Below are 19,855 nucleotides of genomic sequence, written 5' to 3'. Positions count from 1 at the left end.
TACAATGTCGTTTTCTCATTTTTTAGCTGATGATTTGCAGACAAAAGCACAGGTTTTGTCGTTAATTAAATTGGCTAAGCAAATAAAACAAAATCCTGCGAATTTCAATCAAGCGCTGGCAGGTAAATCAATTGTTATGTTATTCGAAAAGCCTTCATTGCGCACACATATTAGCTTTGATATTGGCATTCAAAAATTAGGTGGTCACGCGTTATATATCGGTCAACAAAATGGCCAACTTGGTGAACGCGAACGTGTTGTTGATGTTGCTAAAAATTTAGCGTGTTGGTCTGATGCAATTGTTGCACGGGTCTTTGAGCATCAAGTATTACAGGAGCTTGCTGAACACGCTGATATTCCGGTTATCAATGCGTTATGCAACTTGTATCACCCGTGTCAGGCATTAGCTGACTTCTTAACGGTAGCGGAACAGTTTGATGATTTAAGTGATGTGAAACTTGCCTATGTTGGTGATGGCAACAATGTCTCTAATTCTTTGATGTTGACGGCAGCCGTTCTTGGTATCGACTTTACACTTGTTAGCCCAATGGGTTTTTCTGGTGAAGCGCATATATATAGCCAAGCATTAGCACTTGCGAAAGAGTCAGGAGCAACAATTCGTTTAGTCAATAATGCCCAAGATATTGGTGAACAAGATGTCATCTATACTGACACTTGGGTGTCGATGGGCGATGAGTCAAAAGGGGCAAAAACCCTCGAAAAATTTGCCCCATTTCAAGTCAATCACGAGATGGTGAAAACTACAGGTGCTAAGTTTGTTATGCATTGTCAGCCGGCACATCTTGGCCATGAAATTACCGAAGCGTTGTTTGATAGTGACTACTCACTTGCGACTCAGCAGGCAGAAAACAGAATGTGGGCACAAAATGCTGTGCTAGTTACGTTATTTAGTGAGTCGTCATCATAGCGACTTATTAAGCAATTAATTTAAAGATGTGAACAGAATTTAGGTAGACGAAAATGGCGTTATCAACAAATAAAAAAGTAAAGAAAGTCGTATTAGCTTATTCCGGTGGATTAGATACTTCAGCAATCATTCCATGGTTAAAAGAAAACTATGATGGCTGTGAAGTTATCGCATTTTGTGCCGATGTTGGCCAAGGTGAAGAAGAGTTGGCTGGAATTGAAGAAAAAGCTATCGCATCAGGCGCTAGCGAGTGTCATGTGGTTGACCTCAAAGAAGCCTTTACTGGTGAGTATATCTACCCAATAATTAAAACCGGTGCGGTTTATGAAGGCCAATACTTACTTGGTACGTCGATGGCACGTCCTGTTATCGCTAAAGCACATGTTGAAGTAGCACGTAAAGTGGGCGCTGATGCCCTTTGTCATGGTTGTACTGGTAAGGGTAACGACCAAGTGCGCTTTGAAGCATGTTTCGCCGCACTTGCTCCAGATTTACAAGTGATAGCCCCGTGGCGTGAGTGGGATATGGTATCGCGTGAAGATTTGCTCGATTATTTAGCTGAGCGTGATATTCCTTGTGCCGCATCGTTAACTAAAATTTACTCACGTGACGCTAATGCTTGGCATATTTCACATGAAGGCGGGGAATTAGAAGATCCGTGGTGCCAGCCATCTAAAGAAGTTTGGACAATGACAGTTGATCCACTGGATGCACCAAACACACCAGACTACGTCACTTTAAGTTTTGAAGAAGGTCAGCTGACTAAAGTTGATGATAAAGCATTATCACCATTTGAAGCGCTCATGTATTTAAACGATAAAGCGGCAGCACAAGGTGTTGGCCGTATCGACATTGTTGAAAATCGTCTTGTTGGTATGAAATCAAGAGGCTGTTACGAAACACCAGGTGGTACGGTGCTTATGGCAGCATATAAAGGGCTTGAAAGCTTAATTTTAGATAAAGAATCTCTGAAGTTTAGAGAGTCGGTTGGTTTAGAGTTTTCACATGTCATTTACGATGGTCGTTGGTTTACACCTTTGGCCAAAGCACAACTTGCTGCGGCTGAATCGTTAGCACAAGATGTGACAGGTGATGTCGTTGTGCAGTTATATAAAGGTCAAGCAACGGTTACTCAACGTCAATCACCGAACAGTTTATATTCTGAGGCGTTTGCCACCTTCGGTGAAGATGACGTTTATGATCAAAAACACGCAGAGGGTTTCATTCGTTTATACAGTTTATCAAGCCGTATTGCAGCATTATCAAAACAAGCATCGTCGGAGAAATAGTTATGGCGTTATGGGGTGGTAGATTTAAGGCAGGCAGTAGTGAGTTGTTTAAAGCATTTAATGACTCATTACCTTTTGACCATATTTTGGTTCAACAAGATATTCAAGGCTCAATTGGTTGGTCTAAAGCAATATGTCAGGCAGGTGTTTTAACTCAGTCTGAGCAAGAGCAATTGGAACAAGCACTTATTGATTTGTCAGCAAAAGTGGCAAAGGGCGATATTGATGTTACCCAATCAAGTGCAGAAGATGTTCATAGCTGGGTAGAGGCAGCCTTAACAGAGCAGCTAGGAGATATCGCGAGAAAACTCCATACGGGGCGAAGCCGAAACGACCAAGTCGCGACAGATTTGCGACTTTGGTCACGTGAACAAGTCGATATATTGATTGATGCCCTCGATAAAGTGCAGCAGCAGCTATTGACGTTAGCAGAGAATAATCAAGAACATATTCTGCCGGGTTACACCCACTTGCAACGTGCTCAGCCTATTCGTTTTGCTCACTGGTGTTTAGCCTATGTTGAAATGTTTAAGCGTGATGCTAGCCGATTAGTTGATGCTCGAGCACGTATGAATCAATGTCCGTTAGGCTCAGGCGCTTTAGCGGGCACTACCTATCCGATTGATCGCCATCAATTAGCGCAGTCGTTAGGTTTTGATAGCCCCTGTGTAAATAGTTTAGACGCTGTCTCAGATAGAGATTTTGTACTCGATATTTTGTTTAGTGCAAGTACTTCGATGATGCACCTTTCACGGTTTGCTGAAGACCTTATCTTCTTTAATTCTGGTGAAGCGAATTTCATCACGCTTGGTGATCAAGTGACTTCAGGCTCATCATTGATGCCACAAAAGAAGAACCCAGATGCACTCGAGCTCATTCGAGGTAAATGCGGTCGTGTATACGGTGCACTACAAAGCTTGTTGGTTACCTTAAAAGGTTTACCAATGGCTTATAACAAAGACCTTCAGGAAGATAAAGAAGGATTGTTTGAAGCGGTAGAGCAATGGCATACCTGCTTATTAATGTCTGGTGAAGTGATTAATTCAATTGAATTAAATAGTGCACGTTGCCAAAAAGCTGCGCGTGAAGGTTATGCTAATGCGACTGAGCTTGCTGATTATTTAGTATCTAAAGGTGTTCCTTTTAGAACCGCTCATGAAATATCGGGTGAAATTGTACTTTATGCACTTAATCAAGAAGAGCCGATTGAGAGTCTTCGCTTAGATGAACTGCAGCAATTCTCGCCACTGATTGAACAAGATGTTTATCCTATTTTAGAGCTCGAATATCTTGTTGATAAACGCAATATCTTAGGTGGCACAGGTAAAGCACCCGTTGGCGAGATTATTCATAAATATCGCCATAATTTAGGTGCAGCTGACTATGTTGTTCGTGATGCTAAGCTGACAGATTTACGCGCGATTTCTAAATTAGTAGACTACTGGGCGAGTAAAGAAGAGAACTTACCGCGCAGTAAAGATGAATTGATTAGAGCGATTCGTGATTTTGCTGTTATCGAAGTTAATGGCCAAGTATGCGGCTGTGCAGCACTTTATATTTATTCAACGGGTCTCGCTGAAATTCGCTCATTAGGCGTATCGATAAATTATCAAGGTAAAGGATACGGAAAAGCCTTAGTCGATCATTTAATGGTAAGAGCAAAAAATCTTGCGTTAAATAAGGTATTTGTTTTAACACGTAAACCGCAGTTTTTTGAACAAAAAGGTTTTGAAATAAGTGATAAAAGCTTATTGCCTGAAAAGGTCATGAAGGATTGTGATTTATGTCCAAGGCAAGATAACTGTGATGAAACGGCGTTAATTATTAACGTTGCTCGCGAAAACCTAGATATCGCATTGACTGAAATAACCTAAGAAGTATTTTCGTTGATATTTGAAAAAAAAACCGGAGTCTACTCCGGTTTTTTATTGGTTAGCCAGACAGTTTGATAAGGCGATAAATCTAGGAGTTGAGTTAGATCTGAAATTACGAGGCCACTAATCAGATCATACCAAGTTTCAGTTAAGACCAAATTGAGTTCACCAATAGGCACCGATTGAAGTTGGTCAGTTATATTAGAAATACAGAAAATACTTTGGCGTCTATCAAGTGACTGACGCCAAAAACCAAATAATGAAAGACCCAAATGCAGGGTAAATTGCGTTGCATTAGGATGAAAAGCGGGTTGGGCTTTACGTAAATCAATCAATGTCAGCATTGACGATAAAATTCGAGCATGCGAGCTTTCTTCATCATCAAGGTGTTCTGCCAATAAATCAGCATACCAACGTCGCCTATTGATTGAGCGATTATGGTGTGTATGATTTAGTTTATCATAGTCATTACTGGTACCTAATAAGCTATGAATATAGATTCCAGGGATACCTTCTAATGCTAACATAATGGCGTGAGCACAAATAAACCGTTCAAAACCTAACTCATCAATACCGTCAACGGTACCTTTTAAGGCATCAATTAACGCAATATTCATTTCATAGGCTTTCTGATCGCCGTCAGGGGTCGAGCGCCACGAAATCACACCGCCGAAGCTTTGCATGGTTGAAATCAACGTATCAACTTCATCTTCAGATAGCAGACCTTCTACTGGACGCAGGCCAACACCATCATGGGAAGCGATAAAATTAAAATAAGTCGTGCCGTTTTGTGCTGGCGGCATACTCATTAACCAACGTTTGAGATAAAGGCAGTTGCCGGTTATCAGGGTGTTAATGAGTAACGGTGGTAACGAGAAATTATAGATACAGTGTGCTTCGTTAGCGTTACCGAAATACGTAAGGTTTTGCGTATTTGGAATATTAGTCTCGGTAATTAATACGGCATCTGGTTTGGCATGTTCGACCAATGAACGAATCAAGCGAATTATTTCATGAGTTTGGGGCAAGTTGATTGATGGTGAACCCAATTTTTTCCAGATAAAGGCAACAGCATCAAGTCTAAATATACTGACTCCAGCATCTAAATATTGGCGGAAAATTTTAATGAATTGGGCAAGAACTTCAGGGTTTCTAAAGTCAAAATCGACTTGATCATGACTGAAAGTACACCAAACGTGTTGTTCGCCATTTGCTGTCGCGGTTGCTCGCAATAAAGGTGAAGTTCTTGGTCTGACAACTGCACTGACATCATCATCGGCATTACAGGTGAAAAAGTAGTCGTGACCTGTCCCTTCACCTTTTGTAAAATTTTCAAACCATTTGCTTCTGCTAGAGCAGTGATTAATAACAACATCTGCCATTAGCCTGCGTTCATTGGCAATTGCTTTAATATCATGCCAACTGCCGTGTGCTTCATTCACGCTGGAATAGTCGATAACTGAAAAGCCATCATCGGAGCTATACGGAAAGAAAGGCAGTATATGAACGCTATTAATGGAAGCCCCCACATATTGGTTCATAAAACTGCGCAAATTAACGAGAGGTAATTGATTGTCACTGATCACGCTATCGGCATAAGTGATCATAATGATATCTTGTTCTGACCAATGGTTTTGATAGGGTTCAGGGCTTTGAACTGATACCGATATTTGCATAATATCAATGAGTTGATTAGCAAATGCTTGGTAATCGAGATCGATATCAACATCCTCATAGATAATGGCTAATTGGCTACTTATCTTTTGTGCTAAATTGTCTAAAACCACAGTCATGTTGATTTACCTATTTTTTTTATGTTAAACCTAAAATTAGCTAAATTCTTCGTGATCACGCTCAACAGCATCTTTGAGCTCTTCTAGAATATCAGGAACAGCGCTTTGTACACGGTTCCATGTCGGCATAAAAGGTGTTTCCATCGGGTTATCTAAGAAGATCTGGCCTGCAGAAACAATATTCTTAGCGAACATTTCTATCGCTTTTTCTTCATTGTGAACATCTAACGTTAAGCCATTCATTAGTGCATCATGTCGATAGGCTTCTACATAATCTAACGCAATACGGAAGTATGTTGCTTTAATCGAACGGAATGTTTCTGTGCTAAAGGTTTGACCTTGCGTGGCTAACTTTCTGAAAAATGCTTTCGTAATATCAATCGACATTTTTGACAGACCGGCATTTTGATTATCTAAAGATAAATCTTGATGCTTGTGATCATAAACGTCAGCAATGTCTACCTGGCAAATTCGATTGTGGGCATAGTTGCGTTGCATTTCACTCAGTACACCAATTTCCAAACCCCAGTCACTAGGAATTCTTAAATCAGATAACACATCACGTCGGAATGAAAACTCACCTGCAAGTGGATATCTAAAGCTATCCATGTAATCCAAATATTCATTACAGCCAACAGTGCGTTTTAATGCCTTGATAAGCGGCGTAACTAATAGACGAGATACACGGCCATTAATTTTGCCATCGGCGATGCGAGCGTAGAAACCTTTACTAAATTCATAGTTAAATTGTGGGTGAGCAACTGGATAGAGCAATCTTGCTAATAAAGACTTTTCGTAAGTGACAATATCGCAATCATGCAATGCTACAGATTCTGCTTTATTAGTGGCAAGAATGTAGCCCATGCAATACCAAACATTACGACCTTTACCTAATTCTTTAGGGGCTAAGCCAAGCTTTTCTAATTTAGCATCAAGTGCTTTGAGGCGCGGACCATCGTTCCATAAAATTCGGTGATGCTGTGGCAACTTTTCAAAAAACTTTAAAGCATGTTGATACTGAGACTTATCTGCTCTGTCTAATCCAATAACAATTTGGCTTAGGTAAGGCACATCTGTTAGCTCATCAACGATTGCTGGCAACGCATCGCCTTCAAGTTCAGAAAACAAAGAGGGTAGAATAAGCCCTAATGGTCGTTGCTTGGAGAACTTCAGCAATTCTTGTTCTAAGGAGTCATGACTACGCTTTGATAAGTTGTGAAGGGTGGTAACCACCCCATTTTGATAGAAATCAGCCATATTTTTTCTCCTGTCGCTCAGTAATTAACGCGTTTTGTATAAGCAAATCCTGATATAAAAAATTCATTGCTTCGGCCCATCCTTTTGGCCCGTATTCGCGAGTTTGGTATATAAAATTTTCGTCATCTAGTATGGGAAAACTGTGCACAGGCGATCGTATTTGTACGGCAATATGCGCCGTTTCTAGCATGGCCGTGTCGTTTTCACCGTCTCCTAATGCAATGGTTTTAATTGCTGTGTTACTCGCACTTTGATAAAGGTTTGTTAACCAATTTAAGGCGCGACCTTTATCAGTAAAGTCACCGACGTGGATAAAACGGCCACCTTTTAATACATTGGCGCCATGAGATCTTATGTGGTCAATAAATGCTTGAGCCTTCGCAGGTGTGTCATGCCATAAAACAGGCTCGTTAAAGAGACGTTGATTGGCTTTGTCTGCATCTTCAAGAGACAAACCCGTTAAGTTGGCAATCGATTTATTAGTGAGTTCTGAAAAACCTTGAAATTGATCTTGGAATGCCTTGCCTTCTCGTTTTAGTAATTCAATCCAAGCCGTCCTAGGCTGACTAAAAGTCTTCATCCAATAGTCACCGTACTCAATACATTCATCAGGGCATTGCGAGGTATAACTTTTGGGGAAGAAAATTGCGGCACCATTTTCTACAATAAAGGGAGCACTAATCGTTAAGTTCTTCTGTAAATCAACCACTTCGGCGAATGTTTTACTGGTGTTAATGATAATTGGGATATTGTTTGACTGCAGTGTCGCAATGGCAGGCAATGCCGCGTTAAAGCTGTAGTCGAAGTGATCGAGCAAGGTGCCATCTAAATCTGAAAATACGATACACTTAGTGTTACTTTGCATGTGCACTCCTTAAGTCAGCGATATTTCGCTCTGAATCTAGTTGAAAAACGTAATTGCATTCCTGTGGTAATGTGTTCAAACAATGTTTTGTTAAACGTTCAAAGTGTTGGATGAAGTAAGCAACTTCGGTTTCTGTCATCACGTTAGTTGCCGCTGATGATGAAGTTTTTGCAGCGAGTTTTTGTTCTTGCTGCCAGCGCCATTGATGAACAGTTGAAAAGGCTGGTGCGCGTAGCATTAACCAAGTATCCATATACTGGTAAAGTGCTTGGTAGCAAGCCAACTTTTCATTGACGTAACGACGCCATATATTCTCGCTATCATGCTGTTCTTCAAGTGCATTACATGGCGTATCTAGCGCACTAATTTGTTCAGGTGTTACTCCCCAGCACCAACCTTCAAAGATCACAACATCGACCTTGGTAGCTAATGGCCAGTCTGTTTCTGGGTAAGGGTTGTCAATTGCTTTATTGAAGCGCGGCAACCTTGTTGGTTCTTTATTCGATAACTTTTTGAGTACCTCATGAATATGTTGAATATCATGCGTGCCAGGTACACCGCGAGTTTTGAGAAGTGGATGAACCGTTTTACCTAAATGGTCTCTTTCATTTGATGAGAGATAAAAGTCATCGAGGGATAGTACAGCACAATTAATCTGGTGATTTTCTTGAAAGTATGAGGCTAAGAAGTCGGCAAGTGTCGATTTTCCAGAGCCTTGGCAGCCATTGATACCAATAAAGAATGGCTGCTTATTTTTAGCAATGATATCTGATAACTCATTTGCAACAGGAACGAACCACTTGTTTGCCGTGTAGGCAAAGCTGTTTGGTAATTCGTGCTGCATTAAAAAGTTATCTAGCATAAGTACTCCTTTCATATCTAAGTATGAAAGGTTACAACTAATATGCCACTAATAAATTACCTATTTATTTCAATTGCTTATGTTTTCATTGCTTGATATTGGAGCAGTGATTTGATTGATGTTCGCTCATCTCTGCACCCTTATGGTGCAGAGGTTGGCAGTTAAAAGATATCGTCAGCTGTAGAATCTTCAAAAATTTCGCTGCTGTTGTCTTGGCTAACGAACTCTGTTGGCTCTGTACCTAACTTGAAATATTCGAATATGGTTGTTTTATCTGTTTTATTGGTTAGCTTGCCCGTCGCTTTGTCGATACGAACCGTTACAACGTCTATTGGTTGCTCAAAAGGTTCGACAGGTAAATCCTCTAGGGCATTTTCCATGAAAGTGATCCAAGCTGGTTGTGCTGATTTAGCACCGAACTCTTTCCCGGTAATTTGTTTTTTTCCTAAATTACGGTTACTAATTGTTTGGCCTAAATTGCGTGACGGATCATCGAAACCTATCCAACTTGTTGCAACCATGCGACGACTAAAACCAGAAAACCACGCATCTTTTGCTTCATTTGTAGTGCCTGTTTTACCTGCGATGTCACGTCGCTTTAGCGTTCTTCCTCGAAAGCCAGTGCCTTGCCAACCTGGTTTTATTGACCAATCCGCCCCCCAAATCGCACTATTAAGTGCTTCTGTTATTAAGTAAGCATTTTGTGGGCTGATGACTCTTTCAGCTTGAGGCAAATAAGTAACATCGGCATTATTATTACGTGTAGCTGGCAATGACGTAACGGCAGGAACTGGTAATTTAACGTTATCTGATGTGGATGCACCTTCTCCCTCAGTTTCAAGTAACTCATTGTCAGTTTTCTTGCTCTCAACTAAACATGGATCACACGCCATCGAAGGGTTTGCATTGAATAACACATTGCCAAAAGCATCTTCAATGCGATCAATCAAATAAGGTTGAACTAAAAAGCCGCCATTAGCAAAGGTTGCAAAACCTGTTGCAACTTCCATCGGTGTGAGTGATGCAGACCCCAGTGCTAATGATTCATTTCTTGGCAGTTCATCGGGCGCAAAACCAAATAGAGACAAGTGATCGATAATATTTGTTAAACCCACCTCACGAAGCAAGCGAACAGCGATAACGTTTTTGGATTCTGCTAACGCACGTCTAATGCGAATAGGACCGTTGTATGTTGCTGGAGAATTTTTTGGTCTCCATGCAACGCCGGAATTTCTATCCCACTTATTAATAGGCGCATCATTTACAAGTGACGCTAGTGTCATGCCTTTTTCTAGTGCAGCAGAGTATATAAATGGTTTAATGTTTGAGCCCACTTGCCTTTTTGCTTGTGTTACTCGATTGAATTCACTTTGTTTAAAACTAAAACCACCTACGGTAGCTAGGATTGCACCATTGTCGGGATTTAATGCAACTAAAGCACTCGATACTTGAGGTAATTGACTTAACTCAAACTGATTTTCAAAGAGCGCTCTAACAAAAATCATATCGCCGACTTTTAATATGTCGTCAGTTGTTTCAGGTGGTGGCCCCTGTTTGTAGTCACTAATAAATTCACGAGCCCAGTGCATGCCTTCCCAAGGAATTTCTCCTTGGCTTAAATCTTTAAAGATTATCGTTGCTGACTGTTCCGAGACTTGCGTGACAATTGCAGGAATCAATGACTGAAAGCCTTTTACTGACGCTAACGTTTCGCTGATTTCTTCCTCTGTTAGTGGTGTATCTGGAGATACTTCTAACGATTGACCGACTTCTAACGAATCAGGGATTGGTCGCAATTCTTGTAGGGGTCCACGATAGCCATGGCGTTTGTCATATGAAAAAAGGTTTTTAACAACAGCATTTTGTGCTGCAAGTTGCAATTTAGATGGCACTGTTAAGAACACTTTATATCCGCCGGTATAGGCTTCTTCTCGACCAAACCTTGTTAACATTTCTTGATGGGCCATTTCTGCCACATAAGGCGCGTTTACTTCAATTTCAGCACCATGGCGTTTACCTGTGATCGGGGCATTATTTGCTTCGTTATATTGCGCACGCGTGATTTTACCCGTCGTTAACATTCTATCGAGTACAATTGAACGACGTGCTTTTGCCCGCTCCGGTGAGCGAATAGGGTTTAAGGTTGATGGTGCTTTAGGTAAACCTGCTAAAACCGCAGCTTGAGCCAGAGTGAGTTCGTGTACTTCTTTACCGTAATATACTTGTGCGGCTGCGCCAAAACCAAATGAACGATGCCCTAACGGGATTTTATTCATGTAAAGCGCAAGAATTTCATCTTTAGTTAAAATGGTTTCGATATGAAGTGATATGAAAATTTCACGAATTTTTCGCGTATAAGTTTGTTCACGTGTTAAAAAGAAATTACGTGCAACCTGCATGGTGATCGTTGAACCACCACCTTTATTTTGGCCAATAATCTGACCGAATATCGCGCGCGATAAGCCGATAGGGTCGATACCAAAGTGATAATAAAAGCGCTCATCTTCTGTCGCAAGAATGGCGTCAATTAAATGCTGAGGCATGTCATCTAATGACAACGGAATGCGTTTCTTTTCGCCGAACTGAGAAATTAGCTTACCGTCAGCAGTAAAGATTTGCATCGGCGTTTGCCATTTCACTTCTTCTAGTGATTCAACACTTGGCAATTCATCGCGCATGCTGATATAAATTACTAGTAAGGCGATAACACCGGCGATAAATCCGAATAGCGCTAATTTAATAAAGTTTTTTAACGAAAACACAAATTAAGCCTAATATTTGTTAAAAAATACAGATATCGCTAGTATATCGTGTAAAACCATGTAATAAATGTATTTATACACATAAAGTGTTATAAATAATTATAAAAAAAGCTAGTAGGACGTTATGCTAAGCAGCCTATGGAAAAAGAAAGCACCGATGATGGTGGGCATTGATATTGGCTCTCACAGTATCAAAGCAGTATTGCTAGGGCAAGGTACCGATGGCTATACCTTAGAGGCTATAGCGGTTGAAGCTATGCCACGTGGCGCAGTTATCGACAGGGAAATCCAAGATATAGAAGCCGTTGGTAAAATTCTCTCCAAAGTTAGAAAAAAAATAGCCGCAAAGGTTAATCAGGCTTCTGCTGCTGTTTCAGGTCAAACAGTGATCACGAAAGTGATTTATATGGATGTTAACTTAACGGAAGAAGAACTGGCGAACCAAATTGAAATTGAAGCCGATAGCTTAATTCCTTACCCGTTAGATGAAGTTAGTCTTGACTTCGAAACCCTCGACGTAAACGAATCAGATCCAAGCAAGGTAAACGTATTATTAAGTGCAGCCCGCACTGAGTCAGTCGAAGCGCGTGTCTCAGCGTTAGCGTCGGGTGGCTTTCAAACTAAAGTCATTGATATTGAATCTTATGCAGTGAGTCGTTCTTACGATCTGTGCTTACCTCTATTACCAAGCGATGCAGAAGAGAAAGTTGTTGCCATTGTTGATATTGGTGCAACGATGATGCTGTTTTCCGCGACAGATAAAGGCCAGCATATTTACAGTCGTGACCAACTATTTGGTGGCGAACAGTACACTCGCTCGATTGTTTCTTACTACAATAAATCTTTTGAAGAAGCTGAATTAGCAAAAATCTCTAAAGAGTTACCGCCAAATTATACTTTTGAAGTGCTTGCACCGTTTCACACGATGCTTGTCCAACAGGTGCGCAGGGCCATTCAAATGTTTTTAACCTCAAGCGGTAAGAGCAAAGTCGACTATTTAGTTGTATCCGGTGGTACGGCGATGGTTGAAGGATTACAAACCTTACTAGCTGATGAGTTAGGGGTGCATACCGTAATCGCACAGCCGTTCAAAGAAATGATGGTGGCAGAGTCGGTAGATAAAAATTTATTGGCCAGTGTTGAGCCACAACTTATGGTTGCAGCAGGCTTGGCAATGAGGAGTTTTAGCCCATGGCATATATAAACCTTCTCCCGTGGCGTGAAGAAGCGCAAAAGGCAAAACAACGAGAGTACTTTACTGGACTCGCAGCTGTTGTGGTTTGTGCGTTGGCAATCGTATGGCTAATTGGTGAGTTTTATCAGTTAAGAATTGACGGTCAACTGAAGCGTAACCAGTATTTGCAAACAGAGATCCAAAAGCTTGATATTCGCATTGGTGAAATTCAATCGTTAAAGGAAAAGAAATCAGAGTTAGAAAAACGTATTGCTGTTGTTGAGCAATTACAGTTAAGCCGAAATGTCGGTACGCAGGTGCTTGATGAACTCGCTCAACTTGTACCTACTGGTGTTTATTTAACTAGCCTTGAGAAAAAAGCAAATATGCTTGAGGTTATCGGCAAAAGTGAATCGAATAACCATTTAGCTAACATGATGAGAGCGATAGAGCGTTCAGATTTATTAACGGATGCAAATCTCGAATCAATTGTAAATGACGATAAGAAAAGTAAGTTACTCAGTAACTTTAAAATGAAGATTCGCATCAAAGGTATTAATGATACTCAACCACAAACTCAAGGAGCTAATTAGTGAATATCGATCTTTCGCAATTCGACAACCTTGAGCTTGATAATATTGGGCAATGGCCGAAAGCTGCAAAAATAATGCTAGCCGTTTTCTTATCGGTACTTACTTTAGCATTAGGCTTTTTCCTTGTTGTGAGCGATAAAATTAAAAACTTAGAAAACACCGCGCAACAAGAACAAACATTAAAACAAGAGTATCAAGCAAAATACCATATCGCTGCAAACTTAGAGACCTTCCAGCAGCAAATGGAAGATGCTGAAGCTATGTTTGCCACCCAACTAAAAAGTTTACCTGAAAGTCATGAAACACCTGGCTTATTAGATGACATCACTTTTGTGGGCACAACGAGTGGCTTGAACTTTAAGCATATTAATTGGCAACCTGAAATTATTCAGGAAATTTACGTAGAGTTACCAATCGATATTGAAGTTGTTGGTAATTATCATGACTTTGGTAATTTTGTATCTAAAATCGCTGGGTTACCAAGGATTGTCACGATTCAAGATTTTAAAATGACAATTAACGACCAAAACAAAGATATCCTTACGTTAAAGATTCAAGCTAAAACGTATCGTTATCGGGAGAGTCAATCATGAAAAAAACCTTGATGACATCTATTTCCCTTTTGGCATTAAGTGGCTGTTTTGGTGATCATAGCGACTTGCAGGCTTATACCGAACAGGTAAAGCAAAACACGACGAATTATGTGCAACCGATGCCAGAAATTATGCCGTTTAATCACTTTGAATATTCAGCACAATCCTTAAGAAGCCCTTTTGTTGAGCCGCAACCAGAAGCTATTCAAGAAAAAATGCAACAAATGGCAGGGTGTTTAAGTCCAGATCCTCGTCGTCGTAAGCAACCACTTGAAAAGTATGCGATTAGTAGCTTAACAATGCGAGGCACTTTAGGTGAGCTTGGTGTAACATGGGCATTAGTTGAAGCCTCAGACGCAACCTTACATCGAGTCACCATTGATAGCTATTTAGGCCTATATCATGGCCGTATTACTGGTGTAACTGACGACTATGTTACAGTAATTGAATTAATTCCTGATGGCACGGGTTGTTGGTCAGAAAGAGAAACTACTATTGCAATGAGCGATGTAGAGTCACAAGGGCAAGGGAAGTAACTTGTTAGATAATATTATGAATAAGAATAATTTAATGCAAAAAATTCGAGCAATGAGAACGTTGGTAATGGCGTCATTGCTATTTTTACCGTTTTCTCTATTTGCCAGTCAATTAACGGGCATTTCTTATAACACGCTGCAAAATGACGAAATAGAATTGCGCTTTAGTTTGTCAGAAACCATCTCTGTTCAGCCAAGTGTGCGTACCTTTATGTCGCCAGCACAAATTAAAATTACCTTTGAAGCAGATAGCTTTGATGAAAAATTAGCTGATACTGTTATCGAGCATGCTGGTGTAAATCATGTTTCAGTGCAGAAGTTAGCGGGTAACGTTGTTGCGACTATTCATTTAAATACGCTCAGTATTTTCGACGTAAAGCAAAGTCAAAATACTTTCTCTTTGTTGTTAAATAAAGCGGTTAAAGATTCACCAGTAACCAAAATTAGCCCTGTTGGCAGTAACTTCATTAACCGAGTAGACACCATCGACTTTAGAAAAGGTCGTAATGATGAAGCGCAGGTTTTAGTTTTTCTTGAAGACTCAATGGTCGCTGTCGATGTAAGCGATAAGCTTGGTAAATTATTTATTGAATTTCACAACACGGAAATTGCTGAAGACCTACTTTATAAGTTAGATGTAACCGATTTTGGTACGGTTGTTACAGGCATTGAAACCTTTAAAGATGGCAGAAACGCTCGTTTAGTTGTTGATATTGAAGGTGCATTTACCTTTAAACATCAGCAAGTTGGAAATGTATTTTCGTTAGCCGTTGTTAAGGAAGAAAAGGTACCTGGCTATTTAGGTGATAGTGATGACTTTACTGGTCGCGCAATTTCTTTGAACTTCCAAGACGTTTCTGTGCGCACAGTTTTGCAGATTATCGCTGACTACAACGGTTTTAACTTAGTCACTAGTGATACGGTAAGTGGTAATATTACGTTACGTTTAGATGGTGTTCCTTGGGACCAAGCACTTGATATTATTTTAAAAGTTAAAGGGCTAGATAAACGCATGGAAGGCAACATCCTTATGGTTGCGCCAAGTGATGAATTAGCCGCTCGAGAAGCAAGAGACTTACAAGCTAAGCAGCAGGTTGCTGAGTTAGCACCGCTATACTCTGAATATGTGCAAGTTAATTATGCTAAAGCAGCTGATATTGCTAACTTAGTTAAAACCGAAGAAAACAGCATCCTATCGCCACGCGGCAGCGTAAGTGTAGATGAACGTACCAATACATTGCTTATTCGCGATACTGCAAAAAGTATTGAAGATATCAAGCGTATGGTCACTGTTCTTGATATTCCAATCCGTCAAGTCGTCATTGAATCAAGAATGGTGACCGTTAAAGATAATATAAATGAAGAGATTGGTATTCGTTGGGGCGTAACCAGTACAAATGGTGAAAATAGCTCGTCGGGCTCTGTTGAAGGTAATGAATCGGCAGGTGCTGGATCAGTCCCAAGTATAAATGACCGAATGAATGTTAACTTACCTGTCGCAAATCCAGCAGGTAGTATCGCCTTTCAAGTAGCACGCCTAGCTGATGGTACGATTCTCGACTTAGAATTAAGTGCGTTAGAGCGAGAAAATAAAGGTGAAATTATTGCGAGTCCGCGTATTACTACGTCGAATCAAAAACAAGCATACATTGAGCAAGGTGTAGAAATACCTTATCAAGAAGCTGCTTCAAGTGGTGCAACGACGACACAATTTAAAAAGGCTGTTTTAAGTTTGACTGTTACGCCACACATTACGCCAGATGATCGTATTATTCTTGACCTAATCGTAACGCAAGATACAGTATCTGAAGTTTCAAATGGCAGTGCTCCTGCGGTTGATACTCAACGCATAGGTACACAGGTGTTGGTAAATAATGGTGAAACGATTGTATTAGGTGGCATCTACCAACAGTCTATCGTTAACTCAGTTTCTAAAGTTCCAGTGTTAGGTGACATCCCTTATTTTGGCTGGGCGTTTAGAAATACCAACAACTTCAGTGAGAAAAAAGAGTTACTGATTTTCGTAACACCGCGCATTGTAACCGAGCGTTTTTAATCGAACGAGGTTAAATAATCGGGCGAAACCTTTATCGTTCGCCCAATTTCTTCCGACTATAATGGATTAAACCAGACATAGAATCTTATTGTTATCCTTGTGTAAGCTGCTGATAAATATTTGTTTTTTATGTTGCGATTAATAGCCTAGTACTTGAATTCTCAAGTAAGTAGATACTTTTATAAACACTTACTTGCTTTTTACCCTCAACAATTGCGATAATTGCGCCCTTGAAAAAATCTCGAGGGAGTTCCCTCTTACCCTAAATCAAATAATTTAAGAGTTGTAAGTAAGTCGAAAATGGCAGAGAAGCGTAATATTTTCCTTGTTGGCCCAATGGGTGCCGGCAAAAGTACCATCGGTAGAGAATTAGCAGATAAGTTGCATTTAGAATTTTTTGATTCTGATCAGGAAATCGAGCGCCGCACAGGTGCTGACATTGCATGGGTATTTGATCTTGAAGGTGAAGAAGGTTTTCGCAAAAGAGAAGAGTCAGTAATTGATGATTTGACTGGTATGCAAGGTATTGTACTTGCAACTGGTGGCGGATCTGTAGTGAGTAGTTTAGTTCGCAATCGATTATCGGCACGCGGCATTGTTGTATACCTAGAAACAACAATTGACAAACAAGTAGCACGTACACAGCGTGATCGTCGCCGTCCTCTTTTACAAACAAAAGAAGAACCGAGAACTGTTTTAGAAAATTTGGCAAAAGAACGCAATCCACTTTATGAAGAAGTCGCCGATGTCGTTGTTCAAACCGACGATCAAAGCGCTAAAGTTGTTGCTAATAAAATTGTTGAGAAATTAGACTTTTAATAAATGGCTACTTTAGTTGTTGATCTGGAAGATCGCAGTTACCCCATTTATATAGATACTGGGCTATTGTCTACCAATGGCCCAATTCACTCCCATATCAAATCAACACGTGTTTGTATCGTCACAAACGACGTTGTTGCTCCGTTATATTTAGCAAAACTTAAAAAACAGCTTGTTGATTTCAATGTAGATGAAGTCATATTACCTGATGGTGAAGCTGAAAAAACACTCGCTAACTTTGATAAAATCATGTCGCATATGCTAGCTAATGCTCATGGTCGAGACACGACCATGATTGCTTTAGGTGGCGGTGTGATCGGTGATATTACGGGCTTTGCTGCAGCTTGTTACCAACGAGGCATAGATTTTATTCAGGTACCTACCACAGTGTTATCGCAAGTGGACTCTTCTGTTGGTGGTAAAACTGCCGTTAATCATCCTTTAGGGAAAAACATGATAGGTGCTTTCTATCAACCTAAAGCCGTTGTTATAGATACCGACAGTCTATCGACACTCCCTATTCGGGAATTTAATGCAGGCATTGCAGAAGTTATTAAGTATGGCATTTTAGGCGACGCTGAATTTTTTACTTGGTTAGAAGAAAACAAAGAAAAAATTAAGGCGAACGACCAAGAAACACTAGCGTTTATGATCGAGCGTTGTTGCCAATGCAAAGCTGACATTGTTGCTTGCGATGAAACAGAAGCCGGTGTTCGAGCATTGTTAAACTTAGGACATACCTTTGGTCACGCCATTGAAGCGGAAATGGGTTACGGTAATTGGTTACATGGCGAAGCTGTGGCAACTGGTATGGTACTTGCTTCGACATTAGCAGAAACATTAAATTTGTTAAGTACGTCAGATTGTCGACGCATTGAAGCGTTAATATCGTATTTTGATTTACCAATTAAAGCACCATCATCAATGGGCTTTGAAGAATTCATCAAACATATGCGCCGTGATAAAAAGAATTTAGCTGGTAAGGTGCGTTTAATTGTACCAACAGCGATTGGCCAATCTGAAATTCGCGATGATATAAGTGAGGAAGTGCTAAAACAAATTTTGTCTTAATAGAAGGTTTGTTATGTCAGCATTGAAAAACTTAACGCATATCGCTCATGCTAGAACAGTAGAGACGCAAGAAAATACTAAAGCAGTCACTAATATTAGTGTGCATGCTCGCGTTGACTATACATTGCGTTTTTCTACGCCGGCTGTTTATGTCTTAGGTAATGATCAATCCGCTTATAATCATGTTGCTTCTCATTATATCGAGTCTGTCGATAACAATCGCAATCTTGCCTATATATCTTGCTCAAGCCAGCTGAATAATATTCAAATGCGTTGTCGCATTGTAGAACAACTCTTTGGCGAGCAATTATTTGATCCAGAAGAGCCACTGTCTGTAAGTATCATCAACATGATGAAAAAACAGCGCCAAGCGATTTCAATAGTACTTGAACATAGCCAATGCTTGTCTTTGCAAATTATTCACGAAGTTTGTCAACTTGCTCAGATCGCTAAAAAGAGTCATCAAGATATCCAAGTGCTGTTAGTCGGCAGCGCAGAAACAGGCTACCTTATTTTTGATAATGCACTGTTGTTTAAGGACAAAGTAACAATTGTAAAGGCAGACGATGCGCAACTTATAAATTTACAATCGAAAGCGCTAAAAAGACCAACGACACTTTTTTCTTTGCCTAAAGGCGCTTTGTATACTGCGTTATTTGCATCGCTTTCTGGACTTCTATTGGCTGCGACTTATAGCTTGTGGCAAATGGATGTTCTTAACTTTTCAAACCTAACGTCAGCAGAGCCAATATCACTTGAAACTGAGCTTACTAAACCTGTTATGGCTAATGAAATACTGACGCCTGAAGCCGATTCACAGGTAAACACGATTAATCAACTTGCGGCTCAACCTCTAGATGTATTGAATGCCCTAAATGGTATTCGTGTTGAAGAGGAAGTTACCGCGATAGAAATTGCCAAACCAGTAGATATTTTGGCCGCATTAACCTTGTCGGATTTAAAAAAAGAACGAGTTAAAGAACCGCTAATCAGCCAGCCTGAAAGTTTAAAGCAAGTCGTCACTAAACCGTCACTTTATCCTGAGCATGATATATACAAAATAAGCCAGCAAGGCTATGTCATTCAATATGGGGGCTTTAGCCAAGAATCCGTTAAACAATCGTTTATTAATCAGTTTCCAAGCCTAAGCTACTTAAGTTATCAAAGACTTTTATCAGATAAACAACTACAGGTATTAACATCTGAGATTTATCCAACGAAAATTGAAGCGCAGCAAGCTTTGGCTTCGCTAGAGCCATCTTTATTAGCTCGACATGTTTGGATCAAAGATATTTCAGCAATAAAAGATGAAATCTCTGCTTTTGAAAGCTCCCAATTAAAGTAATTTAGCGATACAATCTAGCCTTTGTGGTTAGTGTTAGG

Annotated in this window: 16 protein-coding genes; 11 read left to right on the top strand and 5 right to left on the bottom strand. The window is 40.2% G+C overall.

Going from position 1 to position 19,855, the window contains the following annotated elements; genetic code table 11:
• Window positions 1–4: 4 nt before the first annotated feature.
• The 3 genes from QQK02_RS07635 to argH are packed head-to-tail and all read left to right on the top strand — an operon-like array spanning window position 5 to window position 4,091.
• Complete coding sequence (locus QQK02_RS07635; protein WP_284207391.1) at window positions 5–928, top strand: ornithine carbamoyltransferase; 924 nt, start codon at window positions 5–7, stop codon at window positions 926–928.
• 53 nt (window positions 929–981) lie between these two features.
• Window positions 982–2,217, top strand: coding sequence for an argininosuccinate synthase (locus QQK02_RS07630; protein WP_284207390.1), 1,236 nt, complete (start codon window positions 982–984; stop codon window positions 2,215–2,217).
• Between the two features lie 2 nt (window positions 2,218–2,219).
• The gene (gene argH, locus QQK02_RS07625; RefSeq protein WP_284207389.1) at window positions 2,220–4,091 is read left to right on the top strand and encodes an argininosuccinate lyase; all 1,872 of its coding nucleotides are present in this window, start codon (window positions 2,220–2,222) and stop codon (window positions 4,089–4,091) included.
• A 38-nt stretch (window positions 4,092–4,129) separates the two neighbouring features.
• Here the strand turns inward: argH and QQK02_RS07620 are convergent, their stop codons facing one another.
• The 5 genes from QQK02_RS07620 to QQK02_RS07600 form a co-directional block, all read right to left on the bottom strand.
• Window positions 4,130–5,884 (bottom strand): sugar phosphorylase, encoded by a 1,755-nt coding sequence (locus QQK02_RS07620; protein WP_284207388.1) that lies wholly within the window; start codon window positions 5,882–5,884, stop codon window positions 4,130–4,132.
• Window positions 5,885–5,920: 36 nt separating this feature from the next.
• Window positions 5,921–7,141, bottom strand: a complete 1,221-nt coding sequence (locus tag QQK02_RS07615; RefSeq protein ID WP_284207387.1) for a glycosyltransferase family protein — start codon at window positions 7,139–7,141, stop codon at window positions 5,921–5,923.
• A complete protein-coding gene (locus QQK02_RS07610; protein WP_284207386.1) occupies window positions 7,134–8,006 on the bottom strand; it encodes an HAD-IIB family hydrolase in 873 nt (290 codons plus the stop codon). The genes QQK02_RS07615 and QQK02_RS07610 overlap by 8 nt, the downstream gene beginning before the upstream one ends.
• The gene (locus tag QQK02_RS07605) at window positions 7,996–8,868 is read right to left on the bottom strand and encodes a P-loop NTPase fold protein (RefSeq protein ID WP_284207385.1); all 873 of its coding nucleotides are present in this window, start codon (window positions 8,866–8,868) and stop codon (window positions 7,996–7,998) included. The genes QQK02_RS07610 and QQK02_RS07605 overlap by 11 nt, the downstream gene beginning before the upstream one ends.
• A 161-nt stretch (window positions 8,869–9,029) precedes the next feature.
• Window positions 9,030–11,630 carry a penicillin-binding protein 1A gene (locus QQK02_RS07600; RefSeq protein WP_284207384.1) on the bottom strand — a complete coding sequence of 867 codons (2,601 nt, stop codon included), beginning with the start codon at window positions 11,628–11,630 and terminating at the stop codon, window positions 9,030–9,032.
• Window positions 11,631–11,754: 124 nt separating this feature from the next.
• On the opposite strand from QQK02_RS07600, the gene QQK02_RS07595 reads away from it, so the two are divergent.
• The 8 genes from QQK02_RS07595 (at window position 11,755) to QQK02_RS07560 (ending at window position 19,817) form a co-directional block, all read left to right on the top strand.
• Entirely contained in the window at window positions 11,755–12,834 is a 1,080-nt protein-coding gene (locus tag QQK02_RS07595; RefSeq protein ID WP_284207383.1) for a pilus assembly protein PilM, read from the top strand.
• On the top strand, window positions 12,822–13,397 hold the full coding sequence (locus QQK02_RS07590; protein ID WP_284207382.1) for a PilN domain-containing protein: 576 nt from the start codon (window positions 12,822–12,824) through the stop codon (window positions 13,395–13,397). The genes QQK02_RS07595 and QQK02_RS07590 overlap by 13 nt, the downstream gene beginning before the upstream one ends.
• Window positions 13,397–13,990: a type IV pilus inner membrane component PilO gene (locus QQK02_RS07585; protein ID WP_284207381.1), complete on the top strand. Its 594-nt coding sequence runs from the start codon at window positions 13,397–13,399 to the stop codon at window positions 13,988–13,990. Before QQK02_RS07590 ends, QQK02_RS07585 begins: the two co-directional genes overlap by 1 nt.
• Window positions 13,987–14,526, top strand: a complete 540-nt coding sequence (locus QQK02_RS07580) for a pilus assembly protein PilP (protein WP_284207380.1) — start codon at window positions 13,987–13,989, stop codon at window positions 14,524–14,526. Before QQK02_RS07585 ends, QQK02_RS07580 begins: the two co-directional genes overlap by 4 nt.
• Before the next feature lie 16 nt (window positions 14,527–14,542).
• Entirely contained in the window at window positions 14,543–16,582 is a 2,040-nt protein-coding gene (locus QQK02_RS07575) for a type IV pilus secretin PilQ (protein ID WP_284207379.1), read from the top strand.
• A gap of 300 nt (window positions 16,583–16,882) precedes the next feature.
• Window positions 16,883–17,401, top strand: coding sequence for a shikimate kinase AroK (gene aroK / locus QQK02_RS07570; RefSeq protein WP_284207378.1), 519 nt, complete (start codon window positions 16,883–16,885; stop codon window positions 17,399–17,401).
• Between the two features lie 3 nt (window positions 17,402–17,404).
• Window positions 17,405–18,472, top strand: a complete 1,068-nt coding sequence (gene aroB / locus QQK02_RS07565) for a 3-dehydroquinate synthase (RefSeq protein WP_284207377.1) — start codon at window positions 17,405–17,407, stop codon at window positions 18,470–18,472.
• Window positions 18,473–18,485: 13 nt separating this feature from the next.
• Window positions 18,486–19,817: an SPOR domain-containing protein gene (locus QQK02_RS07560; protein WP_284207376.1), complete on the top strand. Its 1,332-nt coding sequence runs from the start codon at window positions 18,486–18,488 to the stop codon at window positions 19,815–19,817.
• Window positions 19,818–19,855 lie beyond the last annotated feature (38 nt).

This window comes from Thalassotalea eurytherma, from assembly GCF_030161415.1.
GTDB lineage: Bacteria > Pseudomonadota > Gammaproteobacteria > Enterobacterales > Alteromonadaceae > Thalassotalea_G > Thalassotalea_G eurytherma.
Note: the sequence above shows the minus strand (reverse complement) of the source record. Positions and strands in the feature narration are given on the sequence as shown.